The organism is Wolbachia endosymbiont of Litomosoides brasiliensis, from assembly GCF_013366805.1.
Classification (GTDB): Bacteria; Pseudomonadota; Alphaproteobacteria; order Rickettsiales; family Anaplasmataceae; genus Wolbachia.
In genome coordinates, this window is the sequence record NZ_WQMO01000010.1 from 1 (window position 1) to 19,660 (window position 19,660).

Consider the following 19,660-nt stretch of genomic DNA (forward strand, 5'->3'; position numbering starts at 1 on the left):
TCTTTTACTGATTCCACGACTTTTTCATCTAATGATTTCGATTTCAACGCTATTTAAACTCGCTATTTTACTTACTTCAGCATGGCCCTTTCCATTGTTGTTTACCTGTTTCTTATACAATGGAAATTGGTATTAATTGCTCTTCGTTTCTTATGTTAGTTTTACTATAGATTAATTATTTGATTATAGTGTCATCTTAATTAAGCCTATGCCTGGAGTATTTATGAGAAGTGTTTCGTACTTTATACTATTATTTATTGTGTTTGGATCACTAAACCTATTTGCTGTGGAGCAAGTTGAAAGAAAAAAACTGATGCAGATGAGTCAGTTGGTTCTGTACATGAAAATGTATGTGTAAAGAAAGGTCTAAAACAAGATTTGCTAGCTAAAGAAAAAGAAGTTGATATAGATAAGTCAGTTGGTTCTGTGCATTAAGATGTTAGGTATAAGAGCGAATCTGAAGCGAGATTTACTAAAAAATACAATCCGGCAAGGAAACGAGCTAGAATCTTTCAAAAGTGATTCTACAAACGTAGATAAGTTGAATGCTAAAGGAACACAAGGTGCCAAGACCCAAGGAATGACCAATAAAAAAATTGCAACACGGTGGGAGCGAAATCCTTGTGGTTAAGGAAATTATGGTAGAAATGAAAAAATTGATAAAGGTTTACCAAGCCTTGGTAATAACCTGCCGGAAAGAGTACGGACGGATCTGCTCAATATTTACCGGATGTGGCCAGTGAGGAAGTGAAAGGAGATGTAAAAACAAAGTCTTTAAGTGTTAATTTCAGTAAAGATATAACTAACCAACAGAAGAATATACAGGTTAATAAAAAGGTTGATGTAGAGGAAAGTGAGCCTTCGGAAAGTAATGTAAGTCAATCGTTGAAGAAGAAAAAAGAAAATGGGGAAGGTCAGGTAATGAAGAGAAAAAGTAAAAAAGGTAACTGGGGACCACAATGGAAAAAATCGAGAAAGACCTATCACTAAGAAATACGGAGAAAGCAAACAAGAGGAAAAGGAGAGTTTACAAAAATGGATAAAGCTAGGTAAAGAACCAATAAAGGAATGGTATCATAGAAATGCACAAAGTAAGTCAATATATAGGCGACAATGTGATAACCTTAATGAGCATCTTCCGGCAACTATGTTTATTGATGACCATAGTAAACAGCTTTTTTTTGTGTTAAAAAGAATAACTTAGTTTGTTTAAGAGGAACAATAAATAAGTTGGAAAAGTTTGGGTTGGCAGTTCAAGAAATATTAAAATTTAGAGATAAACTTGGGGATACTCCTCTAATTTATGTAGTTAAACAAGGTGAGATAGATATAATGCGCTTTCTCTTATTACGGGGTGCTAATCCTAAAGTGGTTAATAATAATTTTCAATCTCCTATTGATATAGCAATTGAGAGAGGACAAGTTGATATAATAAATGCAATTGCTGAAATACTGCCATATCTTTTAGAACATAAGGAGAAGATAATGATGAAAGCCAAATGTATGATTAGGCCGTGAGGATAAAAAGATAATGAATTACAGTGCAATAAAGACTAAGCAAATGATTAGATTTTTGATATTAATTTTAGTTGGTTATTTGTGTTACGGAAATGAAGCAAATGATGCAAAAAATTCAGTTGGTGATTTTTTAGATACTTTACATAAGATAAAGTATGTGTCTTACAGTAAAAAAGACTTTGCTAAATTTCTAGTGCAGTGCCACAAGGAAGGTATTCAAGAGGATTTTAGAAAAGGTTTTGGCTCTAATTTAAATGGAGCGGATTTCAGTAAATTGTACCTCAATGGATCTATTTTTAATGGAGTAAGTCTAATTGGTGCTGATTTTTCCCATACTGATTTATCAGGTGTATCCTTTATTAATTCTGATTTGCGTGGGGCTAATTTTTCTAATGCTAATTTGCGAGGTATAAAAATAAAAGATACGAATTTAGGTTTTGCAAAATTTGTTTCTGCAAATTTGATAGATATTATATTTGATCAGTCTGATGTTAGTTGTGCTGAGTTTGTCAGCTCTGACCTCAAAAACGTGAGAATGCACAGTATGACCGGTTTGCATACTAATTTTTCAGATGTGAAAATGAGTTTTTCCAGCTTATTAGATTCAAATATGGGCTATGTAAATTTTAGTGATAGTGAAATAAACAATACTGTTGTGCAAAGAAGCAATCTTGATAATGCGAATTTTTTTGGAGTGGATTCATATAAACTGAAAATACAATTTTCCTCATTAGAAAATGCTAATGTATATGGCACTGAAATAAAAGAATCAGCCTTTACAGGCAGCAATCTTTCTAATGTTTGCCTTAATTCTTCTACTATAATTGATAGCAATTTTGATGGAACTAATTTAAGCAAAACTCAAATTTCTTATGTAAATAGTGATAATTCAAGTTTTGTTCAATCTATATTGAATGGTTCCAAAATAAAACATTCATATGCTTCTGAAGTCAGTTTTCAAGATGCTGATTTATCTAATATTGATTTTAGTTTTAGTGAGCTACATCAGGTTGATGTTTCTGATTCTGACGTTCGCCATGGAGAGTTTCGTGATGCTAGAGTTGCACATTCTAACATGAATGGTTCGTTTTTTGACCATTCATTATTTATCTCTGCGAAGATAGAAGGTACAGACCTTTCCTCAACTTCGATGTATAGGGTAAAAATAAGAGACTCTCAAGTTTATAATAGTAGACTTTTTTACAATAGCATCGATTCTAGTGAGATAGAAAACTCAACGTTTTTTAATTTAATAGCGAGTAATTCAAGCTGGTCTAATTTAAAAGTAACTAGTTCAAATTTTGTTGAAAATGACTTTGAATCTTCTTTATTTCGTGATAGTGCCTTTAAGAAAACCAGTTTTTTTCTTAGCAATTTCAGTAGTTCAACGATCAGTGGTACATCTTTTCATTCTTCCAGCATATACAAAGGCTCAGTTGTTGATGCTCATTTAGTAGATTGTAAGTTTGATCATTCGATTTTGATTGATAATGAAGGACAAGAGAAACTTGCTGGCTTGGAAGGTGCTATAACTTCAATTGAGAAGTTGCAAGAAAAGATATTGCAGGGTAAAAAGTTTAATGTAAATTATTCTTATTTTGAGTTTAAGGATATGAATCTAGGAAATGTGGATTTTTCTAATTCGATATTGAGTAGAGCGAAGTTTATAAATGTTAATTTAGATAAAGCGAACCTTGGAAAATCAGATTTACGTTATGCTATTTTTAATAATTCTTCTCTTATTGGTACCAATTTATCTGGTTCTAATTTAGATCATTCTAGCTTTTTAAAATCTGATTTAAAAAGTGCCATATTAGAAAATGTGAAGTCCTAATTAAATGAAGAACTTTGTAGTGTGCTTGTTAACTTGTACTTAGAAGAGGAAAATGACTATAGAGAATGAAGGTGTGTTATTGGTTTTGTCTTCTCCTTCTGGAGCTGGCAAAACTACCATATTAGAGAGATTACTTGGGCGATCGACTAACCTAGTTAGATCGGTTTCTATGACTACACGCAAACCTCGTTCCGGTGAAATAAATGGAAAAGATTATTTTTTTGTTGCTAAGAAAGAATTTCATGCATTATGCAAAGCTGGTCAAATGCTTGAATACGCCAGAGTTTTTGAAAATTTTTATGGCGTACCGAGAAGTTTTATAGAACAGAATCTGAGCAATGGAATGAGCGTTTTGCTAAGTATAGATTGGCAAGGAGCATTTCATTTGTTTGAGCTTATGAGGGAAAAAGTTGTAAGTATTTTTATACTTCCTCCTTCAATGGAGGAGCTTAGGTTGCGTTTGCGAAAACGTAATAGTGACAGTGCAAGTGAAATAGAACGTAGATTAGCTGAAGCTCAAAAAGAGGTGAGCAAGTGCGATAAATATGATTATGTAGTAATCAATGATGATATTGATAAGAGTGTAGAAGAGATAGGCTCTATATTAGATAAAGAAAGACTTAAAAGATCGGGAGTTTAGATAACTATATGCAGTTAGTCATCAGTGTTATATACGTTCTTTTCCTTTTCTAATCTCTCTTGCTCTTCAATGCAATATACAGCAAGCGGATTGGCTTTAAGTCTTGCGACTCCTATTTCTTCCCCTGTTCTATTACAGTAGCCATAGGTGCCTAGTTTTATTTTTTCTAACGCCTCCTTGATTTTTTCTTTTTTATCTTTTCTGCGCTTGATTAATTTTTCATTTCCACCGTCTTCGTCAGAATAGTATGCACTATCTTCTAGTTCCTGCTTTTCTAGCTCAGCAAGCATTGATTCTAACTTTAAGTTGAAGTATTCCAACTGTTTTATGCTCATGTATTCTTCATCTTCTGAAGGAGTGTAACTTTTTGGTAATTTTGTTTTTGATGACTCTTTCATAATTACATTATTAATTAATTAATAAATTATGTATAATTTGTGAGTAAAGAAATTATGCTATCTAAAATTAGACATTATAATTTATAATAAACATTTAAAAGACTAGTATGATTGGCTCAATAGGAAGACTAGCGGTAAATAGTAAGAATTTTGTCTATACGATATGTATTTTTATTATAATGTTAAGTCTATCTTCATTTGCACTTGAAAGCAACAGTAAGCAAGAAGTCATGTTAACGTTAATATGGATATGCGTTACGCTTATCTTGCAAGCCTCTACAAGTAATTTATTTATCTCTGATTATCATGACGGAATATTAGAGCAAATCTTTATACAGCCATTTTCTTCTAGGCTTATAATTGCTTATAAAATTTTTATCCACTGGTTATTGTTCGGGCTGCCAATCTCAGTGATTTCTTCCATATTTAGTCTTATAGTTCTAGGTGATAGCATTGAACGCTCAATAGCAGTAGGCTTATCTTTATTACTTAATGCACTGATAATAGTTAGTATCTCAGCTACTGGAAATGCATTAATGGTTGGTCGAAATGACTTAACATTAGGAATATCACAAATTCTTGTTTTGCCGACTATAATGCCAACATTTATATACTTCAAGTTACTAGTTCATTTTGAAAGTTTATTCTTAAGTATTCATATGTTATTTATTACTGCTTTAATCTTTGCCATTCTAATGGTTAATAGCACTATAGCTACTCATATGGCATTGAAATTTGCTGTAGAGCAGGATTAAAAAGTTTTGCCATTGCTCTTATATAGGGGATTGTTACTAATGAAATCTAAACCTACCAAATACATTTCTGTAGATTCAGATCTACTTGATTTTGGTTTAAAGTATTTTACTGTTTTGAACATTTTTTTTAATTCGTTATAAAAGTTTTTGTCAGATTCTCCTTGAAAGATTTTTATTACAAACTTACCACCATGATTTAGAAAATGTTTTGCAAAGTTCAATGCTGCTTCGCATAAAAGCATAATTCTAATATGGTCCAGAGATTTTAACCCGCAAGATTCTGGTGCCATATCAGATAAAATTACGTCAAATTTTTGATCTTTAAATCTTTCCCTTAAGGTTTCAAGTTCATTGATATCACATTGTATATGTTCCACTCCATTAATTGAGTTTACTGGCTTTATATCAATAGCAACTACTTTTGCACCTTTCTGAGATGCAACTTGTGACCATCCACCAGGAGAAACACCAAGGTCAATAATTTTTTGTCCTGCTTGGAGTAATTTGAATTTATCATCTATTTCTATCAACTTATATGCCGAGCGTGATCTATAACCATCTTTATTAGTTTTTTGTACATACTGGTCATTTAAATAACGGTGCAACCACCTTGTTGAGGATAGTTTTCTGCCTTTAGCTGTTTTTACTCTAGTTTTTATTGCTAACACCTTGTAAAAATCACTTATTATTGATGATATCTTTGAGCCCTTTTTCGACTACTTCTTTTACCAATGTATGGAGGTACTTATTTAGCCGCTCTGATAACTGAGATTTTAAAAGAGATGTAACTAATTCTTTAATAGTGAGGTTTGATTTTTTTTGTTGTTTATGCTGTAATTCGTTTTGCATTTTTTTAAGCAGCTCTTTAATCTCTGCCATGTTCTCTTTTAAAATTAGGTGATCACTATTTTGCGTTTGTAAATCACTGTTATTCACTTTGTTGTTACCTATTTGAGTATTGTTATACAAACGGACGTTCTTTTCTTCCTGTGGGCTATAGTTGTGGTTATTAAATTGAGTATTATTAGGAACTATTTTTTCGCTCTGCTGATCATTGTTGATATCTTGTTTTTCGTTATTCTGCTCCTTGCTATCTTCTCCTGAATCTTCTAAATACTCCTCCTCAGGGCATAGAATATCGTCCTCTTCCTTCTCATTTACTATTTCTACTGCATCTTCTGTTTTCATTGCATCGTCCCTTGGGCTTTTACCAGATATAGCTTTTTTTATATCTTCTAGGATATCTTTATATAGATTAATTGCTTTGTTCATTATTCATGATATTAATACCATTAAATTTAGAGATTTATACTATTTATTATAAAAAGTAAATTATAAACACTAATCACATAATTGCTTTGCGCTTTAACTAAGTCTGAACGCGCTTTAAATAACGTGTCTTCAGTATATAAAAGGTCAGTTGTACTCTTTAAGTTTAAACTTACTTCTTGTTCAACCCCTTCCAATGCTAGGGATGCTGCTTTTTCAGCCTCTTGACTTGCTTTAATGATAGCCTTTGCTGTTAACACATCATTCCAAGCGTTTACAACCATTTGCTCTATGTTTTTCACTGTCTCATAATAATCGTAAGTGGATTTTTTTGCATCCATTCTAGCTTTACTGATGCCAAAAGCATTTGTTCCTCTTTTAAAAATTGGAATATCGAGAGTGAGAGCAAGACTAGCACCTTCTAAGGGCTTTTTGATGTTGATATTTTTTATGTCAAGAATTTTATTTATGCTAAGGTGCAGAGAAGGTAGCCACTTAGAAGCTTCGGCAAATACTCCCATTCCTGCTGCTTTTTTTTGGTAAACTGCTGTTTTCAAAGATAGATTGTTGGTTCTTGCTAACTGTAAACATTCATTTAATTCTGGAACAGAAGGTAATTTATCACTAGCTTCAGAAAGCTCATCGGGGTCTTCCCCAATTAAGTGAAAGTAAGCAGTGTTTGCCGATTTTAATTTGCCTTCGGCATCTACTCTTTCTGACACTGAAGATGAAAATTTTGCTTTTGCCAGCGAAACTTCAGCGTTTGTCACTTCCCCAAGAGAAAAACGTTTTTTTGCATCTGACAAATTTTCCAAGGAGACACGTTCTTTGTGCTCTTTAAGCTGTAATATTGCTCTACTTCGTAGAACGTCAACGTATACCTTCACGGCATTAAGTGCAAGCTCTTGCTTTGACTTTTGAAATTGAATTTTTGCTGCTTTGAGAAGGTGGCTTGATTGACTGAATGTAGCAAAAGCACCGCCTCCATCTATTATTCTCTGACTTAATGCAAGGAGTTCTTGGGGGTTTTGTGTACTGTTGATAATATTAAAATTGCTAACAAAGTTGTATCGCAAATTAATATCTGGTAGAAACCCAGCTAATCCTAAAGATTTATAGTGTTTTTCAGCGCTTTTATATTGGTAAAATTGAGATTTGAGTCTTGAACTATTTTTAATGGCTTTATTTACAGCTTCTTCAAGGTCAATTGCATAGCAACTTACAGTACTAAAAATGGCTGCAAGTGCAATAATCAAACGAGACATTACTACTCCTATGTATATTGGCTGTGTAGCTAAGTTACTAGCATGAATTGCTTTAATAATCAATAACTAATGTTATTGACTGCTTAGAAATTAAGTGTATCATAGCTTGTATTGTTCAGTTGGAGTAATGAAGACTTTTTTCCTAAAAGAGAGACAAATTAATAAAAAATGGTTTGTTATAGATGCAGAGGGATTAGTGGTAGGAAGACTTGCGGCATTTGTAGCAACGCTATTGCGTGGAAAGCATAAACCTGAATATACGCCTCATATGGATTGTGGCGATAATGTAATTATCATCAACGCAGAGAAGGTGCATTTTACCGGGAAAAAATTTAAAGAGAAAGTTTACTACAAGCATACAGGTTACCCTGGTGGTTTAAAAAAAACCACCCCAGCTAATATTCTAAATGGTAAGTTTCCTGAGAGTGTAATAAAAATGGCGGTGAAAAGGATGCTTGATGATGGTCCTATGGCACGTAAACGCTTTGGGAATTTATATGTTTATTCTGGCCCAGAGCATAAGCATCAAGGACAACAGCCTGAAAAGATAGATTTTGCTTCTTTAAATCGTAAAAATAAAAAATAATGGAGTGAGAATGGAAAGTTCTGTAGTAAATCAATCAAAAAAGGTAGCTAAACCAGCAATTGATTTGTTTTGTCGTTTGTATGCTACAGGCCGAAGAAAAGAATCTACGGCAAGAGTATGGATAAAACCAGGAAGTGGAAAATTTAGTGTTAATCAGAAAGACAAGCTGCTCTCTTACTTTAAGAGAGAATCAGTGTGCCAAGTAGTGAAAATGCCACTTATTGTAACGTCTATGCTAGGTAGATGTGATGTGTTTGCAACTGTAAAAGGTGGAGGGCTATCTGGTCAAGCAGGTGCATTAGCTCATGGAATAAGCAGAGCTTTAAGTAAAATAAGCCAAGATTTATATTCTGTCTTGCGTAAGAGTGGTTACTTAACACGAAACTCGTGTGTTAAAGAGCGTAAGAAGTATGGCCAACGTGGAGCTCGGGCAAAATATCAATTTTCTAAGAGATAATTATTTTGTAGTGATATTTTTTTTGTGTATATTGTACGAATGTTAAAAAAAATGTATAGTATATTCTTTTCGTGATAAATTTAGTTGACTATCGGTATGAACATAATATGCTGTTTGTGTAATTTTTTTCAATATTAAGGTAATTTATGAGTAAAGAAGACATAATAAATAAGTTAAAGCTAGCTTGTTCTAGTCAAGATGTAGAAATAACAAAGTCTGATTTGAGCAAGGTTTTTGATGCGCTTATGAAAATAATAAAGGGTAAATTAGATGAGGAAGGTGAAATACGCCTGCATGGAATAGGCACATTTTCTACTGCTATAAGCCAGGAAAAACAATGTCGCAATCCTCAGAATGGTGAAATCATGACTGTTCCTCAAAAGACAAGAGTGAAGTTTAAGGCAAGCCAGACTCTTTTAAGTATTTTAAATAAGGAGAAAGAAGAAGTAGTTAGTTAGATATTATCATCTTCATTGTTTTTACTACGCTGTATAACCTGTCAAGTATAGCTTTGCTGATTAAAGAAGTGGCTTATGTTAAGAGCTGAAATGTGAGGTATTTTTTCGTCTTTTGAGCGTGTTTATAAGTTGTGCTGTATTTTGCATGGCATTCTATTCCTAGTTTATTCATATAGTCTGTAGCATTGGTAATTAATTTTAGTTTTTCTTCTAATGGATTATTGCAGTAATCTCCTGTGTAGATTTCTGCTATACCAGGCTTTGTTTCTAACTTTTTAAGATATTTTAGTTGATTAATATTTGGATTAACAAACAATGGAACCTTTATGCATAAAGCTATGCGTCTCTTCTACACTAGAAAGTTTGTTGTGCATGTTAATTATGTCCAGACTACCTTAGATTATTAATCCTTCTCTTTGTTTCTGGCGCTATGTTAATCGAATAGGTTTTATCTCTTTTGCTATTTCAAATATTTTTTCCATGGCTGCAATTTTAAGGCTTGGCTCAGTTAGTGCTTTTTTAGATTGAACATACCTTCGCCTCTGATATGCCTTCTATCTTCTCGTAAGTGTACGATGTAAAGTCTGCTCCTGCGTTAATGACTCTGCAGCTTTCAATGAAAGCTAGATAAGGAGTTCCATGTGCGTTGTGAGGGGTTACAACATGGTCGGTATTAACGCCTAGTTTTATGATTTACTACATAAGTTACTTAATAAATATACATGTTATGTCAACCCACTGTATAAGGAACTGATAGACAATAATGGAAAAGAAGCCATAGTGAAGTAAGTAAAATAGCTGGTTTAAATGGCATTTAAAGTCAAAATTGTTGATGAAAAAGTCGTAGAATCAGCAAAAGAAATGCTGAAAATAGTGCGAAATAGCGCATATGTTGCAAAAAAACTAAGGCTGTAATTGTAGCAAAAAAGCACGGTATGACGGCTATAGCAAAAATATATTGCATTTCAAGAACGGAACTAACTGCATGAATAAAGTACCTAAAATTTGGACAAAAAGAAAAATTGTTTGCTCCTTATCAACGTCGTAGAAAAACTAAATTGAATCAGAGTCAATTTGAACAAGTTGAAGTATAAGTACAAGAAAACCTTAATGTTACCATTAAAGAAATGAGAATAAGAATCCAGGAAAAATTTGGCTTGAGTGTTAGCAGGTCTACAGTACACGATAATATGCAAAAATGAAGTTTTTGTATACTGCGCCAAGACTAATTCGCAATGAGCAGGATAAAGGTAGATGGGAAGTAGTTTAAAAAACTTAATGAGGCTATTGGTAAGCATCCTGGACAAGAGTTATTTATCTTTGATGAATCGCAGTTTAGTATACATTTGAAAGTTAGACACAGGTGATTTAAAAAGGGCGTTAGAACGCAAATTAAAGTGAAATTAGGTAAAAAAAATTTTTATCTCTACAGTGCAGTTAATCCTAGAAAGAGAGGGAATTCTAGCTTGTTTGTACCTGATGTCAACACCGATTGTATGGATGTATTTCTTGAACAGATGTTACAATATTTAAGAACACAAAAAGCCTTTTTTGTCATGGATTGTACTAGTTAGTATAAGTCAAAAAGGTTAAAGGTGAAAAATATTGAGATTATATGTCTGCCACCAACTCACCTGACCTCTCCTATTGAGAGACTTTGGTTATATATAAAACAGAACATTTTGCGTAATAAAGTCTATAATACACAGTTGCTTTGCTTAAGAGCGCTTTGTGCAAATTTATTACCTCTCTTCTCACCACGCAATTAAACAATTCTGTAATGTCACTTATTTGACCTACTAACAATGAGAGTTAGTATAAGTATTTAAAACATAAAAAAATGCCTATGTTTTTAGATAGATATTAACCATGCTTCTTTTGCCTTTTTCCTGTTAAGTAAATTTCTTGATGCTTGTAAATTTGAGTCCACCGGGGATAGTAGCGCGTAACGCTAAGGTAACATCATAGGAGCGTTGCCGCATGAAGTTTGGATGATGAGAGAGGAGCAAAATTACCTCTTTACGAATATTTTATCAATAACACGCATATCAATTATACTCCAATCGCTAAAAGTAAAATTGGTTGTATTTTGTAAGTGATTTAAATAATCCCATGCGCTATGAGGATTATCTTCAGGCAGTTTTACTATGGAGACGTTATCAAGTATAATGTTCCATCTTCTATTTTTTACATAAACACAAGAAGAAATGTAATCACTTAACTGAGTTTTGCTTTCTAGTATATCTCTAATAAATTTTAAGTTTGATAGTGCATTTTGTCCTGTAATTACGATAAAGTTATCTGTAGGGTAATCGTCTACAATCACTTTACCTTCGGAATCAATTACTGAAGTTTTGTTGTTATCTTTCCATAGGGCAAACGGTTTATGTTCATCTACATTAATGTATAGAATATTAGGCAAAATTCTGTGAATTCTTACGTGTTTTATCCATTTGCTTGCGGATTGTATTCTATCAGCAAGTTTTGAAAGTGATATATATATAATTGGTTGAGTTTTGTTTACTAAATTTAAAATGTCCTTCTCATTTGTAAGTTTATTGCCAGTTATAACTACTTTATCGATTGACAATCCACTGCTGAATAGTAGACTAGATAAACAGTCATTACACCAAGTGAGATAATGCTTAAATCGACTTATGATTTTATCAAGTGAGCTATAGAATAGCAACGTAAGAAAGAGTGCTATTATGATAACTAAAGCACACTTACGCAAGAAACTCCTTTGGCTTCTAGTAACACTGTCCAACATTTACTTAATCTCTAATATTTTTGTGCTGTTGACTATCTTTAATGATAATCTTGACTAATTCATTAAAATTAATTCCTTTTGTTAATTTTGCAATTTCTGGCACTAACGATAATTCAGTAAAGCCAGGGTGTGTATTAATCTCAAGCATTTTCAGAGTATTATCTTTAGGACAATAACGAAAATCTGAGCGAGAGATAGTTTTACATCCTAGAAATCGATGAACTTTCAATGCATGTTCCAAGGTCATGTCATATATATTGTCAGGAACTTCAGCGGGGAATATGTGCTCTGCAAACCCGTTTGTGTATTTTGCTTCATAGTCATAAAATTTGTTTTTTGGTCTTATTTCCATAGTGCCAATTGCTTCATCTAGCAACACAGCAGTGTGTAACTCTATGCCTGGTATATATTCTTCTATGGTTATAGAATGTTTTGTTGTCCAAATTGGTTCTTCTTTCTGAATTCCAGTGTCATGCGCTGGAATAACATTAAGTATGTTTTTTAATTTTAAATAATCCTCATGCGAGAAAATTATATGAACTCCAATGCTTGAACCTTCATTAGTGGGTTTCAAAACATACGGATAATCAATTTTAATATTGTTTTTTAGTATGTCTCCTCGACTAATTATGTACCCTTTTGGGGTATCAATACCGAGAGATCGGAATATATGCTTAGACATTGCTTTATTCATAGCAATAGCCGAAGCCATAACCCCGGAGTGTGTATATTTTATACCTAAAATCTCCAATAAACCTTGGATGCAGCCATCTTCGCCATAAGGCCCATGTAGAGCAATAAAAGCAAGGTCAGGATTAATTTTTTTAAGCTTTTCAGCAGTGTTGCTGTCAACGTCTATTTCTATTGCATTATATGAAAGGCTATCAAGCGCTTTTTTTACTGCTTTCCCGCTCATCAGTGATATTTCTCTTTCATGAGAAAATCCACCACTTAAAATTGCTATAGTTGGGGCCATGAGCACTTTTAGAAGAACTTTATTAATTATAACTACATATACGAACTTTGTAAACAGAAGAGAAATTATCTTGAAGATTTATGGTTTAGTGCTATTGTCCTTGCAACTTTATCATGAAAAAACTGCTTGCGTCGGTTAAATATTGTGCATATAAAAGTTAGTATTATAATCGTAAAGATTAAGCCTGATGAGGAGTCAACCTAACTATTCAGAGGTGTACTCATACCAGACTCTCACTGTGCAAGGGACAGATAGACAGTAATGGAAAAGAAGCCACACTAAAGTAAGTAAAATGGCGAGGTTTAAACGGCATTAAGATTAAAATTATTGGATCAAAAAGTCGTAGAATCAGCAAGAGAAATGCTGAAGGAAGTGCGAAATAACGTATATGTTGCAAAAAAACTAAATGCTGTAGTTGCAGAAAAAAAGCATAGTATAACAGCCATAGCAAAAAATATGTTGCTTTCAAAAACAGCACTAACTGCATGGATAAAGCACTAAAACTTGGAAGAGAAGGAAAAATTGTTTACTCTCCCTTAACGTTATAGAAAAACTAGGTTGAATCAGGTTCAATTTGAACAAGTTGAAGTATGGATACAAGAAAACCCTAATATTGCCATTAAAGAAATGAGAATAAAAATCCAGGAAAAATTTGGCTTGAGTGTCAGCAAGTCTAAGTACATGTAATATGTAAAAAATAAGGTTTTCATATATTGCGCTAAGACAATTCACAATGAACAAGATAAAGATAGACAGGAAGAGTTTAAAAAATTTAATGGGACTATTGGTAAGTATCCTGAACAAGCATTATTCATCTTTGATGAACCGTGGTTTGGTGCACATTCAAGAATTGGACAAGGGTAGTTAAAAAGGTGTTAGAATACAGGTTAAAGTAAAATTAGGTAGACCGAATTCTTATCTCTACAGTGCATGTTAATTCTAGGACTGAAAAGAGTTCTAGCTTATTTGCACCGAATGCCAACACTGATTGTATGAGTATATTTCTTGAACAAAGGTTGCAATGTTTAAGAACACAAGAAGCCTTTCTTATCGTAAGTTGTGCTAGTTGGCATAAGTTAAAGAACTTAAAGGTACCCCAAAATATCTAGATTATATACCTGCCACCATACTCACCTGAGCTCAATCCTGTTGAGAGATTTTGGCTGTATATAAAACAGAATATTTTGCACGATAAAGTCTATAATATAATTGCTTTGCTTGAAAACGCTTTGTGCAAATTTATTACCTTTTTTCTTTCTCACTTTGCAATTAAACAGCCCTGTAATGTTGCTTATTTAATCCACTAACGATGAGAATTGGTATAAGGATCTTTTCCAAATTAGCTGCCTCTCTGCCTAAAATACACTTAAGCTAATAATAGGCGATCAGGTATATTGCCAACCACATTGATCTGACTTAATATCCTGTTAGTGGGGTAAAAATAGTTTTTTATAAATTCCCTATATATAGCTGTTAATTTGTGTATATCGCTTACTAATACACACTCGTTTGCCTGATGCGAGGTTTTATTAATCATCCCAAATTCAATCACTGGACAAACATCTTTAATAAATGCAGCGTCAGATGTGCCACCACTTGTGGTCAGCACAGCATCGATATTGGTAACTCTATTTATTGCATCAAGCATAATATCAGTATTTCTATCGGGAGTAGAAAGAAAAGCGCCCCTGCTGCTATGCATAGAGAGTTTATAATCGTTAGTCACACTGGAGCATATTTCATCAATCAACTTATATAAACTATCAGGTGTTTGCATATTATTGTATCGAATGTTGAAACTTGCAGTTATTGAATCAGGTATTACATTGTCAGCATTATTTCCAACATCGATAGTAGTAATTTCGCAATTTGAAGGCTGAAAATATTTATTACCACTGTCAAAGGTAGTATCTTTTACTCTATTCAATATTGATATCATCTTATATATTGGATTGTCCGCTAGATCCGGATAAGCAACGTGTCCTTGTTTCCCATGGCAAATTAACTCAAATGTTGCAGAACCTCTTCTGCCTATTTTTATAGTATCGCCTAACTTTTCACTACTGGTTGGTTCGGCGACTACACAATAATCTATCTTCTTGTGCTTACTCTCCATCCATTTCAAAACCGCCTTTGTTCCGTATTCTTCTGTGCTTTCTTCAGCACTGGTAATTAATGCACTTATCGAACCGTTGAACCGAAACTTTTCTGCAACTAAATCTACCATAGCAGTAATAAATGCAGCTACCCCGCTTTTCATGTCAGTTGCTCCTCTTCCATACAACACTCCATTCCTAACTTCTGGAATAAACGGATCGGATGTCCAACCTTTTAATTGACCTGGTGATACAACATCAACATGACCTGCAAAACACAAGTTTTGCACCCCGTTTACATACTTTGCATAAAGATTTCTAACTTTAGTTTTATTGTCACCAAACTCTAAAATCTCACAGTTAAAACCACTTTTCTTGAGGATTGCTGCTATATGCTCTATTGCTCCATCGTCTCTTGGTGTTATACTCTTAAGGGAGATTAATTCTTTAGTTAGCTCTACAGGGTCAATTTTCATGTCATCTTAAAATACTGATATTACTATGTTGTAAATATTTTATGTATTATTTGAAACAAATATTACATTAAACTAGACAAACCTCTATAGTAATAACAGATCATTGTCTTGCAGACAATATCTATAAAACATGCACATAATAAAGAAATGGTATTTTTCTAGTTGCAGATAAAAATACAACAGATCTTTTAAATAAAAACGTACTCAATAAAACTCCCAATTTAATCATTCCTTGCAACTCTACCGCCTTCTCTGATATCACAAATTCAGTCATAAATAAAGCAGAAGATAGTAGTCGCATTCGATAGTGGCACTGTTAATGATATCTGTAAGTGCGCAAGCCACCTAGAGGGTAAAGCCTATATATTTTTTTCAATAGCTACCTCTATGAATGGGTATCTTCTATAAGTATTTCAATATTAGTAGATGGATATAAAGAACTGTTTAAAGCACATCTTTTCAAGGCAGTGTACATCGACATCGATATAATCATCAATGTACCATCGCGTCTTACATTAAGTAAATTTGCAGATTTCATCTGTCGTTCCAACAGTGCAAACTAAGTGTTACTATTTCACCTGTTACTTGGCACATAATGAATTACCTTTTACATTCGTCCGTGATCTGGAGCAAAATTTTGCTAAGAGAGTATCTAGTGTTTGCTAAAAGAGGAAAAAAGTGGTCCTATTACTTATGGAAGACTTAGGGTTCAGGCCTTGAAATGGCAATGTCAAAAAGTAGCTATTCTGCGAGTCAAGGAGAGCATGTGATAGCTCACGTAATGGGGAAATTGGTAATGAAAGACTACTTCTCACTCCGTGGCAAAAATTGCCGTTGCAACGATTGCCATGGCTAATTTACAGGGGAAAATATTATCAATACAAAATCCCGTCAGTCAAGCCAACTACTCTAGATATAGAACGTATAGTTAAATGTTTTGGTAATACTGAATTTACAAAAATTCTAGAACAAAAAAAATTTTTGCAGCAGAAAATCAAAGAGAGCTATTATAAGGAGTTAGAGTAATGTTTCCAGTTTAATCAAACAAAATTTATTACTTGCAAAATGTCCGTAGAAAATATTTGAAGATCTGTAAATTACATATTTACCAGAGCACCTCAATTAGAACAAAGAAGCAATATTGCAAAGTAGTAGATCTTGCATTTGCAACAAGAGATAGATTTACCTTATCTTGACTTAGCTAACTACTTAAAAGAAAGTAAAGTGTTATAGCTAAAACAATTAAAAAAATCATTGATACTTTGTTCCCTATTGATCGCTTTATTTTGCTTTTTAACTCCAGCTCTAAGAGAGCGATTAGAGTCAAATTGGTGGATAGCCCACTTGTTAAGATGAGCTTATCTATATCGATGGGGACAGAGTTAATATTATTAACTATAACAGATCTTGTTTGTTGTAATTTTTCTTGTTTTTAGTTAATAGGACAATGTTCAATATTAAACAGGCTTTTTGCCAAGGAAGTAAATTAAACCTTGCCCTCTCTATTATGTCATCAGCGGATTCGATAAGTTTAGCACCGTCCTTAATTGGATAATTGCTACTACTAGACCACAAATCTAGAGGAAAACCATGAACCGTAAATACTTTCCTTTCCTGATCCAAAGCAAAATTTGCTGTTACTATAGAACCAGAACTTTTCAATACTTCAATTACCGTTACACTTAGTGATAGGCCAGATATAATCCAGTTCTTCTGTGAAAAAATTAAGGTTTTAGTCTAATAGCAAACGGAAGCTCAGTAATTACTAATCCGCCATTTTCAGTGATTTTCTTGTGTAGATTAAAAATTTTCTCTTGGATACAAGACTACATCAGTTCCGCTCGTTGTGACAGCAATGGTTGGGTGATTTTTGTATATTACGCTGTTCGCCGCAGTGTGTATTTCTCTTGCAACTCCAGATACAATAACAAAACTAGCTTCGCTTAAATCAAGTGCCGACTTACTAACGAAATTTCTTCCATTTACTAAGGAGTTACGTCCACCAATTATTGTAATCATCTCGCGGCTTAATAATGGCACGTCACCAAGCGCAGTTGTTACATGGGAACAACCTGGTATATTTCTTAAAATGTCAGGTAATTTGGATCACATGCAGGCATGATTTTGTAGCCCAATTTTTTCCGTACCATTTGATTTCTTTTTGCGTATCCTGGATGCTATATACCTTTTTATCATTGTGCGCCCATTAAAACATTTTAACGCTTCGTCCAATGACTTATGCATTTTTAGCATGCCAAAAACTTTGTCAGTTCCGAAGTTCTAGCTAGGCTTGGCCATATTTCCAACTCCTCATTATCCAATTTGCTTATCTTTAATGAAAGGATGCTCTTCCAATTACTTAAAAAATACCCAATACTTATCGGCATTTAAATTATAATATAACCAAAAGACTTGAATTTCTTATTAGTTTAGTATACCCAAGATTATAAATATGTAGTGCTTTATGACACATTTTGTTACAGATAAATGCATAAGATGCAAATATACGGATTGTGTGGAAGTGTGTCCTGTTGATTGTTTCTATGAAGGTAAAAACATGCTCGTAATCAATCCTGATGAATGTATTGATTGTGGAGTGTGCATACCTGAATGTCCAGTAGATGCAATCGTAGCCGACGATTCTATAAAAGATATTTTAGGACTAGATGAAGAGTTATTGAGCAACGAACAAAAAACCCTCAAATTATTTTACAACATAAATATAGAATATTCACAAAAATGGTCAAATATCACAGCTAAAAAGCAACCTTTCCATGCTGCAGAAGAGTATAAAGAAAAAAAAGACAAAATAGCCTACTTTGATGAAAATCTAGAATAATGTTACTGAAGGAGAAAAAACTTCTTGCACCTTAATGGTTTGGTTGCTGATGGTAATTATGTTATTTCTGCTCTTGACAGAATACAAATATTAACTTGAGAACAGGTTGAGTGATATAGAAATTTTACTGCTATTTAACTTGTTAATAAATATATTAGGAGATCATATGGGGGATAAAATGAATTGTTAAAGTACAAACTACGCAAAAGTCACTAAACGTGTTGCAACGCATATAGTTGACCACTTAATATTCCTAGTCTTTTGTTTATCATTTTTTTATTAGTTTCATTTATATTATCAGAAGAACCCCCTGCCACTTTTTTAATTATGTCTTTCTTGACACTGATACTGACCTTATATCAGAACAACATGAAATATTATAAAATTCTATACTAGTTCTCATTGTTAGCAGGTCTAGTAACATTGCAGAGTTGTTTAATTGTGGAGTGAGAAAGAGAGATAATAAATTTGCACAAAGCGTTTTTAAGCAAAGCAATTGTATTATTGCCTTTATTGCGCAAAATGTTCTATAATATACAACCGAAATCCCTCAATAGGATTGAGCTTAGGTAAATATGGGGGTAGGTATATAACCTCGGTATTTTTGGGTACCTCTAAATTTTTGACTTATGCTGACTAGCACAATCCACGATAAGAAAGGCTTTATTTCTAGAATTAACTGCACTATAGAGATAAAAATTTTTTACCTAATTTTACTTTAACCCGTGTTCTAACACCTTTTTTTAATCATCCATGTCTAACTTTCGAATGTGTGCCAAACCGTGATTTATTAAAGAAAAATGACTCTTGTCCGGGATACTTACCGATAGTTTCATTGAGTTTTTTTAAACTCTTCTTGTCTACCTTTGTCTTGTTTATTGTGAATTGGTCTTGGCGTAATATACGAAAACTTCATTTTTTGTCTATTATTAGACTTGCTGACGTTCAAGCCAAATTTTTCCTGGATTCTTGTTCTTATTTTTTTAATAGTAATATTATGGTTTTCTTGTATTTATGCTTCAACTTATTTAAATTGACTCTGATTCAATCTAGTTTTTCTATAACGTTGGGGAGAGTAAACAATTTTTCTTCTCTTTCAAGTTTTAGTGCTTTATCCATGCAGTTAGTGCTGTTTTTGAAAGCAACATATTTTTTGCTGTGGCTGTTATACTATGCTTTTTTTTCTGCAATTACAGCATTTAGTTCTTTTGCAACATATGCGTTATTTTGCACTTCCTTCAGAATTTCTTTTGCTGATTCTACGACTTTTTGATCCAATGATTTTGATCTTAATACCGTTTAAACCTCGCTATTTTACTTACT

The 19,660-nt window shown here is 33.2% G+C and carries 20 protein-coding genes and 5 pseudogenes; 13 read left to right on the plus strand and 12 right to left on the minus strand.

The genetic code is table 11. From position 1 onward, the window contains the following. The first annotated feature begins 732 nt into the window (after nucleotides 1–732). The 4 genes from GO684_RS02950 (at nucleotide 733) to gmk (ending at nucleotide 3,992) form a co-directional block, all read left to right on the plus strand. Nucleotides 733–990 (plus strand): hypothetical protein, encoded by a 258-nt coding sequence (locus tag GO684_RS02950; protein WP_175938782.1) that lies wholly within the window; start codon nucleotides 733–735, stop codon nucleotides 988–990. Between the two features lie 240 nt (nucleotides 991–1,230). After that, on the plus strand, nucleotides 1,231–1,518 hold the full coding sequence (locus GO684_RS02955; RefSeq protein ID WP_246228210.1) for an ankyrin repeat domain-containing protein: 288 nt from the start codon (nucleotides 1,231–1,233) through the stop codon (nucleotides 1,516–1,518). Between the two features lie 43 nt (nucleotides 1,519–1,561). Continuing rightward, the gene (locus tag GO684_RS02960; RefSeq protein ID WP_175938831.1) at nucleotides 1,562–3,352 is read left to right on the plus strand and encodes a pentapeptide repeat-containing protein; all 1,791 of its coding nucleotides are present in this window, start codon (nucleotides 1,562–1,564) and stop codon (nucleotides 3,350–3,352) included. A gap of 52 nt (nucleotides 3,353–3,404) precedes the next feature. Then, nucleotides 3,405–3,992, plus strand: a complete 588-nt coding sequence (gene gmk / locus GO684_RS02965) for a guanylate kinase (RefSeq protein WP_175938784.1) — start codon at nucleotides 3,405–3,407, stop codon at nucleotides 3,990–3,992. Nucleotides 3,993–4,006: 14 nt separating this feature from the next. Here gmk and GO684_RS02970 read toward each other — a convergent pair whose 3' ends face one another. Then, a complete protein-coding gene (locus GO684_RS02970) occupies nucleotides 4,007–4,390 on the minus strand; it encodes a TraR/DksA family transcriptional regulator (protein WP_175938786.1) in 384 nt (127 codons plus the stop codon). Between the two features lie 107 nt (nucleotides 4,391–4,497). Between GO684_RS02970 and GO684_RS02975 the strand changes: the two genes are divergently transcribed. Further along, the gene (locus GO684_RS02975; RefSeq protein ID WP_175938788.1) at nucleotides 4,498–5,145 is read left to right on the plus strand and encodes a heme exporter protein CcmB; all 648 of its coding nucleotides are present in this window, start codon (nucleotides 4,498–4,500) and stop codon (nucleotides 5,143–5,145) included. Here GO684_RS02975 and GO684_RS02980 read toward each other — a convergent pair. The 3 genes from GO684_RS02980 to GO684_RS02990 all read right to left on the minus strand — a co-directional run bounded on the left by GO684_RS02980 (nucleotide 5,142) and on the right by GO684_RS02990 (nucleotide 7,679). After that, a complete protein-coding gene (locus GO684_RS02980; protein ID WP_175938833.1) occupies nucleotides 5,142–5,750 on the minus strand; it encodes an RlmE family RNA methyltransferase in 609 nt (202 codons plus the stop codon). The genes GO684_RS02975 and GO684_RS02980 overlap by 4 nt on opposite strands. A gap of 73 nt (nucleotides 5,751–5,823) precedes the next feature. Next, on the minus strand, nucleotides 5,824–6,417 hold the full coding sequence (locus GO684_RS02985) for a DUF2497 domain-containing protein (RefSeq protein ID WP_175938790.1): 594 nt from the start codon (nucleotides 6,415–6,417) through the stop codon (nucleotides 5,824–5,826). Between the two features lie 26 nt (nucleotides 6,418–6,443). Continuing rightward, nucleotides 6,444–7,679, minus strand: coding sequence for a TolC family protein (locus GO684_RS02990; protein ID WP_175938792.1), 1,236 nt, complete (start codon nucleotides 7,677–7,679; stop codon nucleotides 6,444–6,446). Between the two features lie 127 nt (nucleotides 7,680–7,806). Between GO684_RS02990 and rplM the strand changes: the two genes are divergently transcribed. The 3 genes from rplM (at nucleotide 7,807) to GO684_RS03005 (ending at nucleotide 9,180) form a co-directional block, all read left to right on the plus strand. Then, on the plus strand, nucleotides 7,807–8,265 hold the full coding sequence (rplM, locus tag GO684_RS02995; RefSeq protein ID WP_175938794.1) for a 50S ribosomal protein L13: 459 nt from the start codon (nucleotides 7,807–7,809) through the stop codon (nucleotides 8,263–8,265). Between the two features lie 10 nt (nucleotides 8,266–8,275). Further along, nucleotides 8,276–8,722 carry a 30S ribosomal protein S9 gene (gene rpsI / locus GO684_RS03000; RefSeq protein WP_175938796.1) on the plus strand — a complete coding sequence of 149 codons (447 nt, stop codon included), beginning with the start codon at nucleotides 8,276–8,278 and terminating at the stop codon, nucleotides 8,720–8,722. A gap of 146 nt (nucleotides 8,723–8,868) precedes the next feature. After that, on the plus strand, nucleotides 8,869–9,180 hold the full coding sequence (locus GO684_RS03005) for an HU family DNA-binding protein (RefSeq protein WP_175938798.1): 312 nt from the start codon (nucleotides 8,869–8,871) through the stop codon (nucleotides 9,178–9,180). Here the strand turns inward: GO684_RS03005 and GO684_RS03010 are convergent. After that, nucleotides 9,173–9,870 (minus strand): annotated as a pseudogene (locus GO684_RS03010) (pyridoxine 5'-phosphate synthase). The gene GO684_RS03005 and the pseudogene GO684_RS03010 overlap by 8 nt on opposite strands. A 117-nt stretch (nucleotides 9,871–9,987) precedes the next feature. Between GO684_RS03010 and GO684_RS03015 the strand changes: the two are divergent. After that, a pseudogene (locus GO684_RS03015) lies at nucleotides 9,988–10,983 on the plus strand (IS630 family transposase). Nucleotides 10,984–11,191: 208 nt separating this feature from the next. Here GO684_RS03015 and GO684_RS03020 read toward each other — a convergent pair. Then, entirely contained in the window at nucleotides 11,192–11,950 is a 759-nt protein-coding gene (locus tag GO684_RS03020; protein ID WP_175938800.1) for a cell division protein FtsQ/DivIB, read from the minus strand. Nucleotides 11,951–11,954: 4 nt separating this feature from the next. Continuing rightward, nucleotides 11,955–12,932 carry a D-alanine--D-alanine ligase gene (locus GO684_RS03025; RefSeq protein WP_175938802.1) on the minus strand — a complete coding sequence of 326 codons (978 nt, stop codon included), beginning with the start codon at nucleotides 12,930–12,932 and terminating at the stop codon, nucleotides 11,955–11,957. Between the two features lie 354 nt (nucleotides 12,933–13,286). On the opposite strand from GO684_RS03025, the pseudogene GO684_RS03030 reads away from it, so the two are divergent. Beyond that, a pseudogene (locus GO684_RS03030) lies at nucleotides 13,287–14,233 on the plus strand (IS630 family transposase). 59 nt (nucleotides 14,234–14,292) lie between these two features. Here GO684_RS03030 and dapE read toward each other — a convergent pair. Further along, the gene (gene dapE, locus GO684_RS03035) at nucleotides 14,293–15,498 is read right to left on the minus strand and encodes a succinyl-diaminopimelate desuccinylase (protein WP_175938804.1); all 1,206 of its coding nucleotides are present in this window, start codon (nucleotides 15,496–15,498) and stop codon (nucleotides 14,293–14,295) included. Nucleotides 15,499–15,822: 324 nt separating this feature from the next. Here dapE and GO684_RS06135 point away from each other — a divergent pair, with 324 nt between their 5' ends. Beyond that, nucleotides 15,823–15,906 (plus strand): hypothetical protein, encoded by an 84-nt coding sequence (locus tag GO684_RS06135; protein WP_369408523.1) that lies wholly within the window; start codon nucleotides 15,823–15,825, stop codon nucleotides 15,904–15,906. Nucleotides 15,907–16,225: 319 nt separating this feature from the next. After that, complete coding sequence (locus tag GO684_RS05580; RefSeq protein ID WP_255419653.1) at nucleotides 16,226–16,354, plus strand: hypothetical protein; 129 nt, start codon at nucleotides 16,226–16,228, stop codon at nucleotides 16,352–16,354. 345 nt (nucleotides 16,355–16,699) lie between these two features. On the opposite strand, the gene GO684_RS05245 is transcribed toward GO684_RS05580, so the two are convergent. The 3 genes and pseudogenes from GO684_RS05245 to GO684_RS03050 all read right to left on the minus strand — a co-directional run bounded on the left by GO684_RS05245 (nucleotide 16,700) and on the right by GO684_RS03050 (nucleotide 17,885). Continuing rightward, nucleotides 16,700–16,897, minus strand: coding sequence for a DprA-like winged helix domain-containing protein (locus GO684_RS05245; RefSeq protein ID WP_369408524.1), 198 nt, complete (start codon nucleotides 16,895–16,897; stop codon nucleotides 16,700–16,702). Then, a pseudogene (locus GO684_RS05250) lies at nucleotides 16,894–17,538 on the minus strand (DNA-processing protein DprA). Before GO684_RS05250 ends, GO684_RS05245 begins: the two are co-directional and overlap by 4 nt. Before the next feature lie 206 nt (nucleotides 17,539–17,744). Next, the gene (locus GO684_RS03050) at nucleotides 17,745–17,885 is read right to left on the minus strand and encodes a hypothetical protein (protein ID WP_175938805.1); all 141 of its coding nucleotides are present in this window, start codon (nucleotides 17,883–17,885) and stop codon (nucleotides 17,745–17,747) included. Between the two features lie 77 nt (nucleotides 17,886–17,962). Between GO684_RS03050 and GO684_RS03055 the strand changes: the two genes are divergently transcribed. Then, on the plus strand, nucleotides 17,963–18,337 hold the full coding sequence (locus GO684_RS03055) for a ferredoxin family protein (protein ID WP_175938807.1): 375 nt from the start codon (nucleotides 17,963–17,965) through the stop codon (nucleotides 18,335–18,337). 392 nt (nucleotides 18,338–18,729) lie between these two features. On the opposite strand, the pseudogene GO684_RS03060 reads toward GO684_RS03055, so the two are convergent. Next, nucleotides 18,730–19,615 (minus strand): annotated as a pseudogene (locus tag GO684_RS03060) (transposase). Between the last annotated feature and the right edge of the window lie 45 nt (nucleotides 19,616–19,660).

Excerpts from the sequence above, each read along its gene's own strand:
- GO684_RS02960 (WP_175938831.1), top strand. The coding sequence starts at position 1,562 with ATGATTAGATTTTTGATATTAATTTTAGTTGGTTATTTGTGTTACGGA.
- GO684_RS02975 (WP_175938788.1), top strand. The coding sequence starts at position 4,498 with ATGATTGGCTCAATAGGAAGACTAGCGGTAAATAGTAAGAATTTTGTC.
- GO684_RS05580 (WP_255419653.1), top strand. The coding sequence starts at position 16,226 with ATGTCAAAAAGTAGCTATTCTGCGAGTCAAGGAGAGCATGTGATAGCT.
- GO684_RS03020 (WP_175938800.1), bottom strand. The coding sequence starts at position 11,950 with ATGTTGGACAGTGTTACTAGAAGCCAAAGGAGTTTCTTGCGTAAGTGT.
- dapE (WP_175938804.1), bottom strand. The coding sequence starts at position 15,498 with ATGAAAATTGACCCTGTAGAGCTAACTAAAGAATTAATCTCCCTTAAG.
- rpsI (WP_175938796.1), top strand. The coding sequence starts at position 8,276 with ATGGAAAGTTCTGTAGTAAATCAATCAAAAAAGGTAGCTAAACCAGCA.
- GO684_RS03005 (WP_175938798.1), top strand. The coding sequence starts at position 8,869 with ATGAGTAAAGAAGACATAATAAATAAGTTAAAGCTAGCTTGTTCTAGT.
- GO684_RS02990 (WP_175938792.1), bottom strand. The coding sequence starts at position 7,679 with ATGTCTCGTTTGATTATTGCACTTGCAGCCATTTTTAGTACTGTAAGT.
- GO684_RS03050 (WP_175938805.1), bottom strand. The coding sequence starts at position 17,885 with ATGCCGATAAGTATTGGGTATTTTTTAAGTAATTGGAAGAGCATCCTT.
- GO684_RS03055 (WP_175938807.1), top strand. The coding sequence starts at position 17,963 with ATGACACATTTTGTTACAGATAAATGCATAAGATGCAAATATACGGAT.
- GO684_RS02970 (WP_175938786.1), bottom strand. The coding sequence starts at position 4,390 with ATGAAAGAGTCATCAAAAACAAAATTACCAAAAAGTTACACTCCTTCA.
- GO684_RS02985 (WP_175938790.1), bottom strand. The coding sequence starts at position 6,417 with ATGAACAAAGCAATTAATCTATATAAAGATATCCTAGAAGATATAAAA.
- gmk (WP_175938784.1), top strand. The coding sequence starts at position 3,405 with ATGACTATAGAGAATGAAGGTGTGTTATTGGTTTTGTCTTCTCCTTCT.
- rplM (WP_175938794.1), top strand. The coding sequence starts at position 7,807 with ATGAAGACTTTTTTCCTAAAAGAGAGACAAATTAATAAAAAATGGTTT.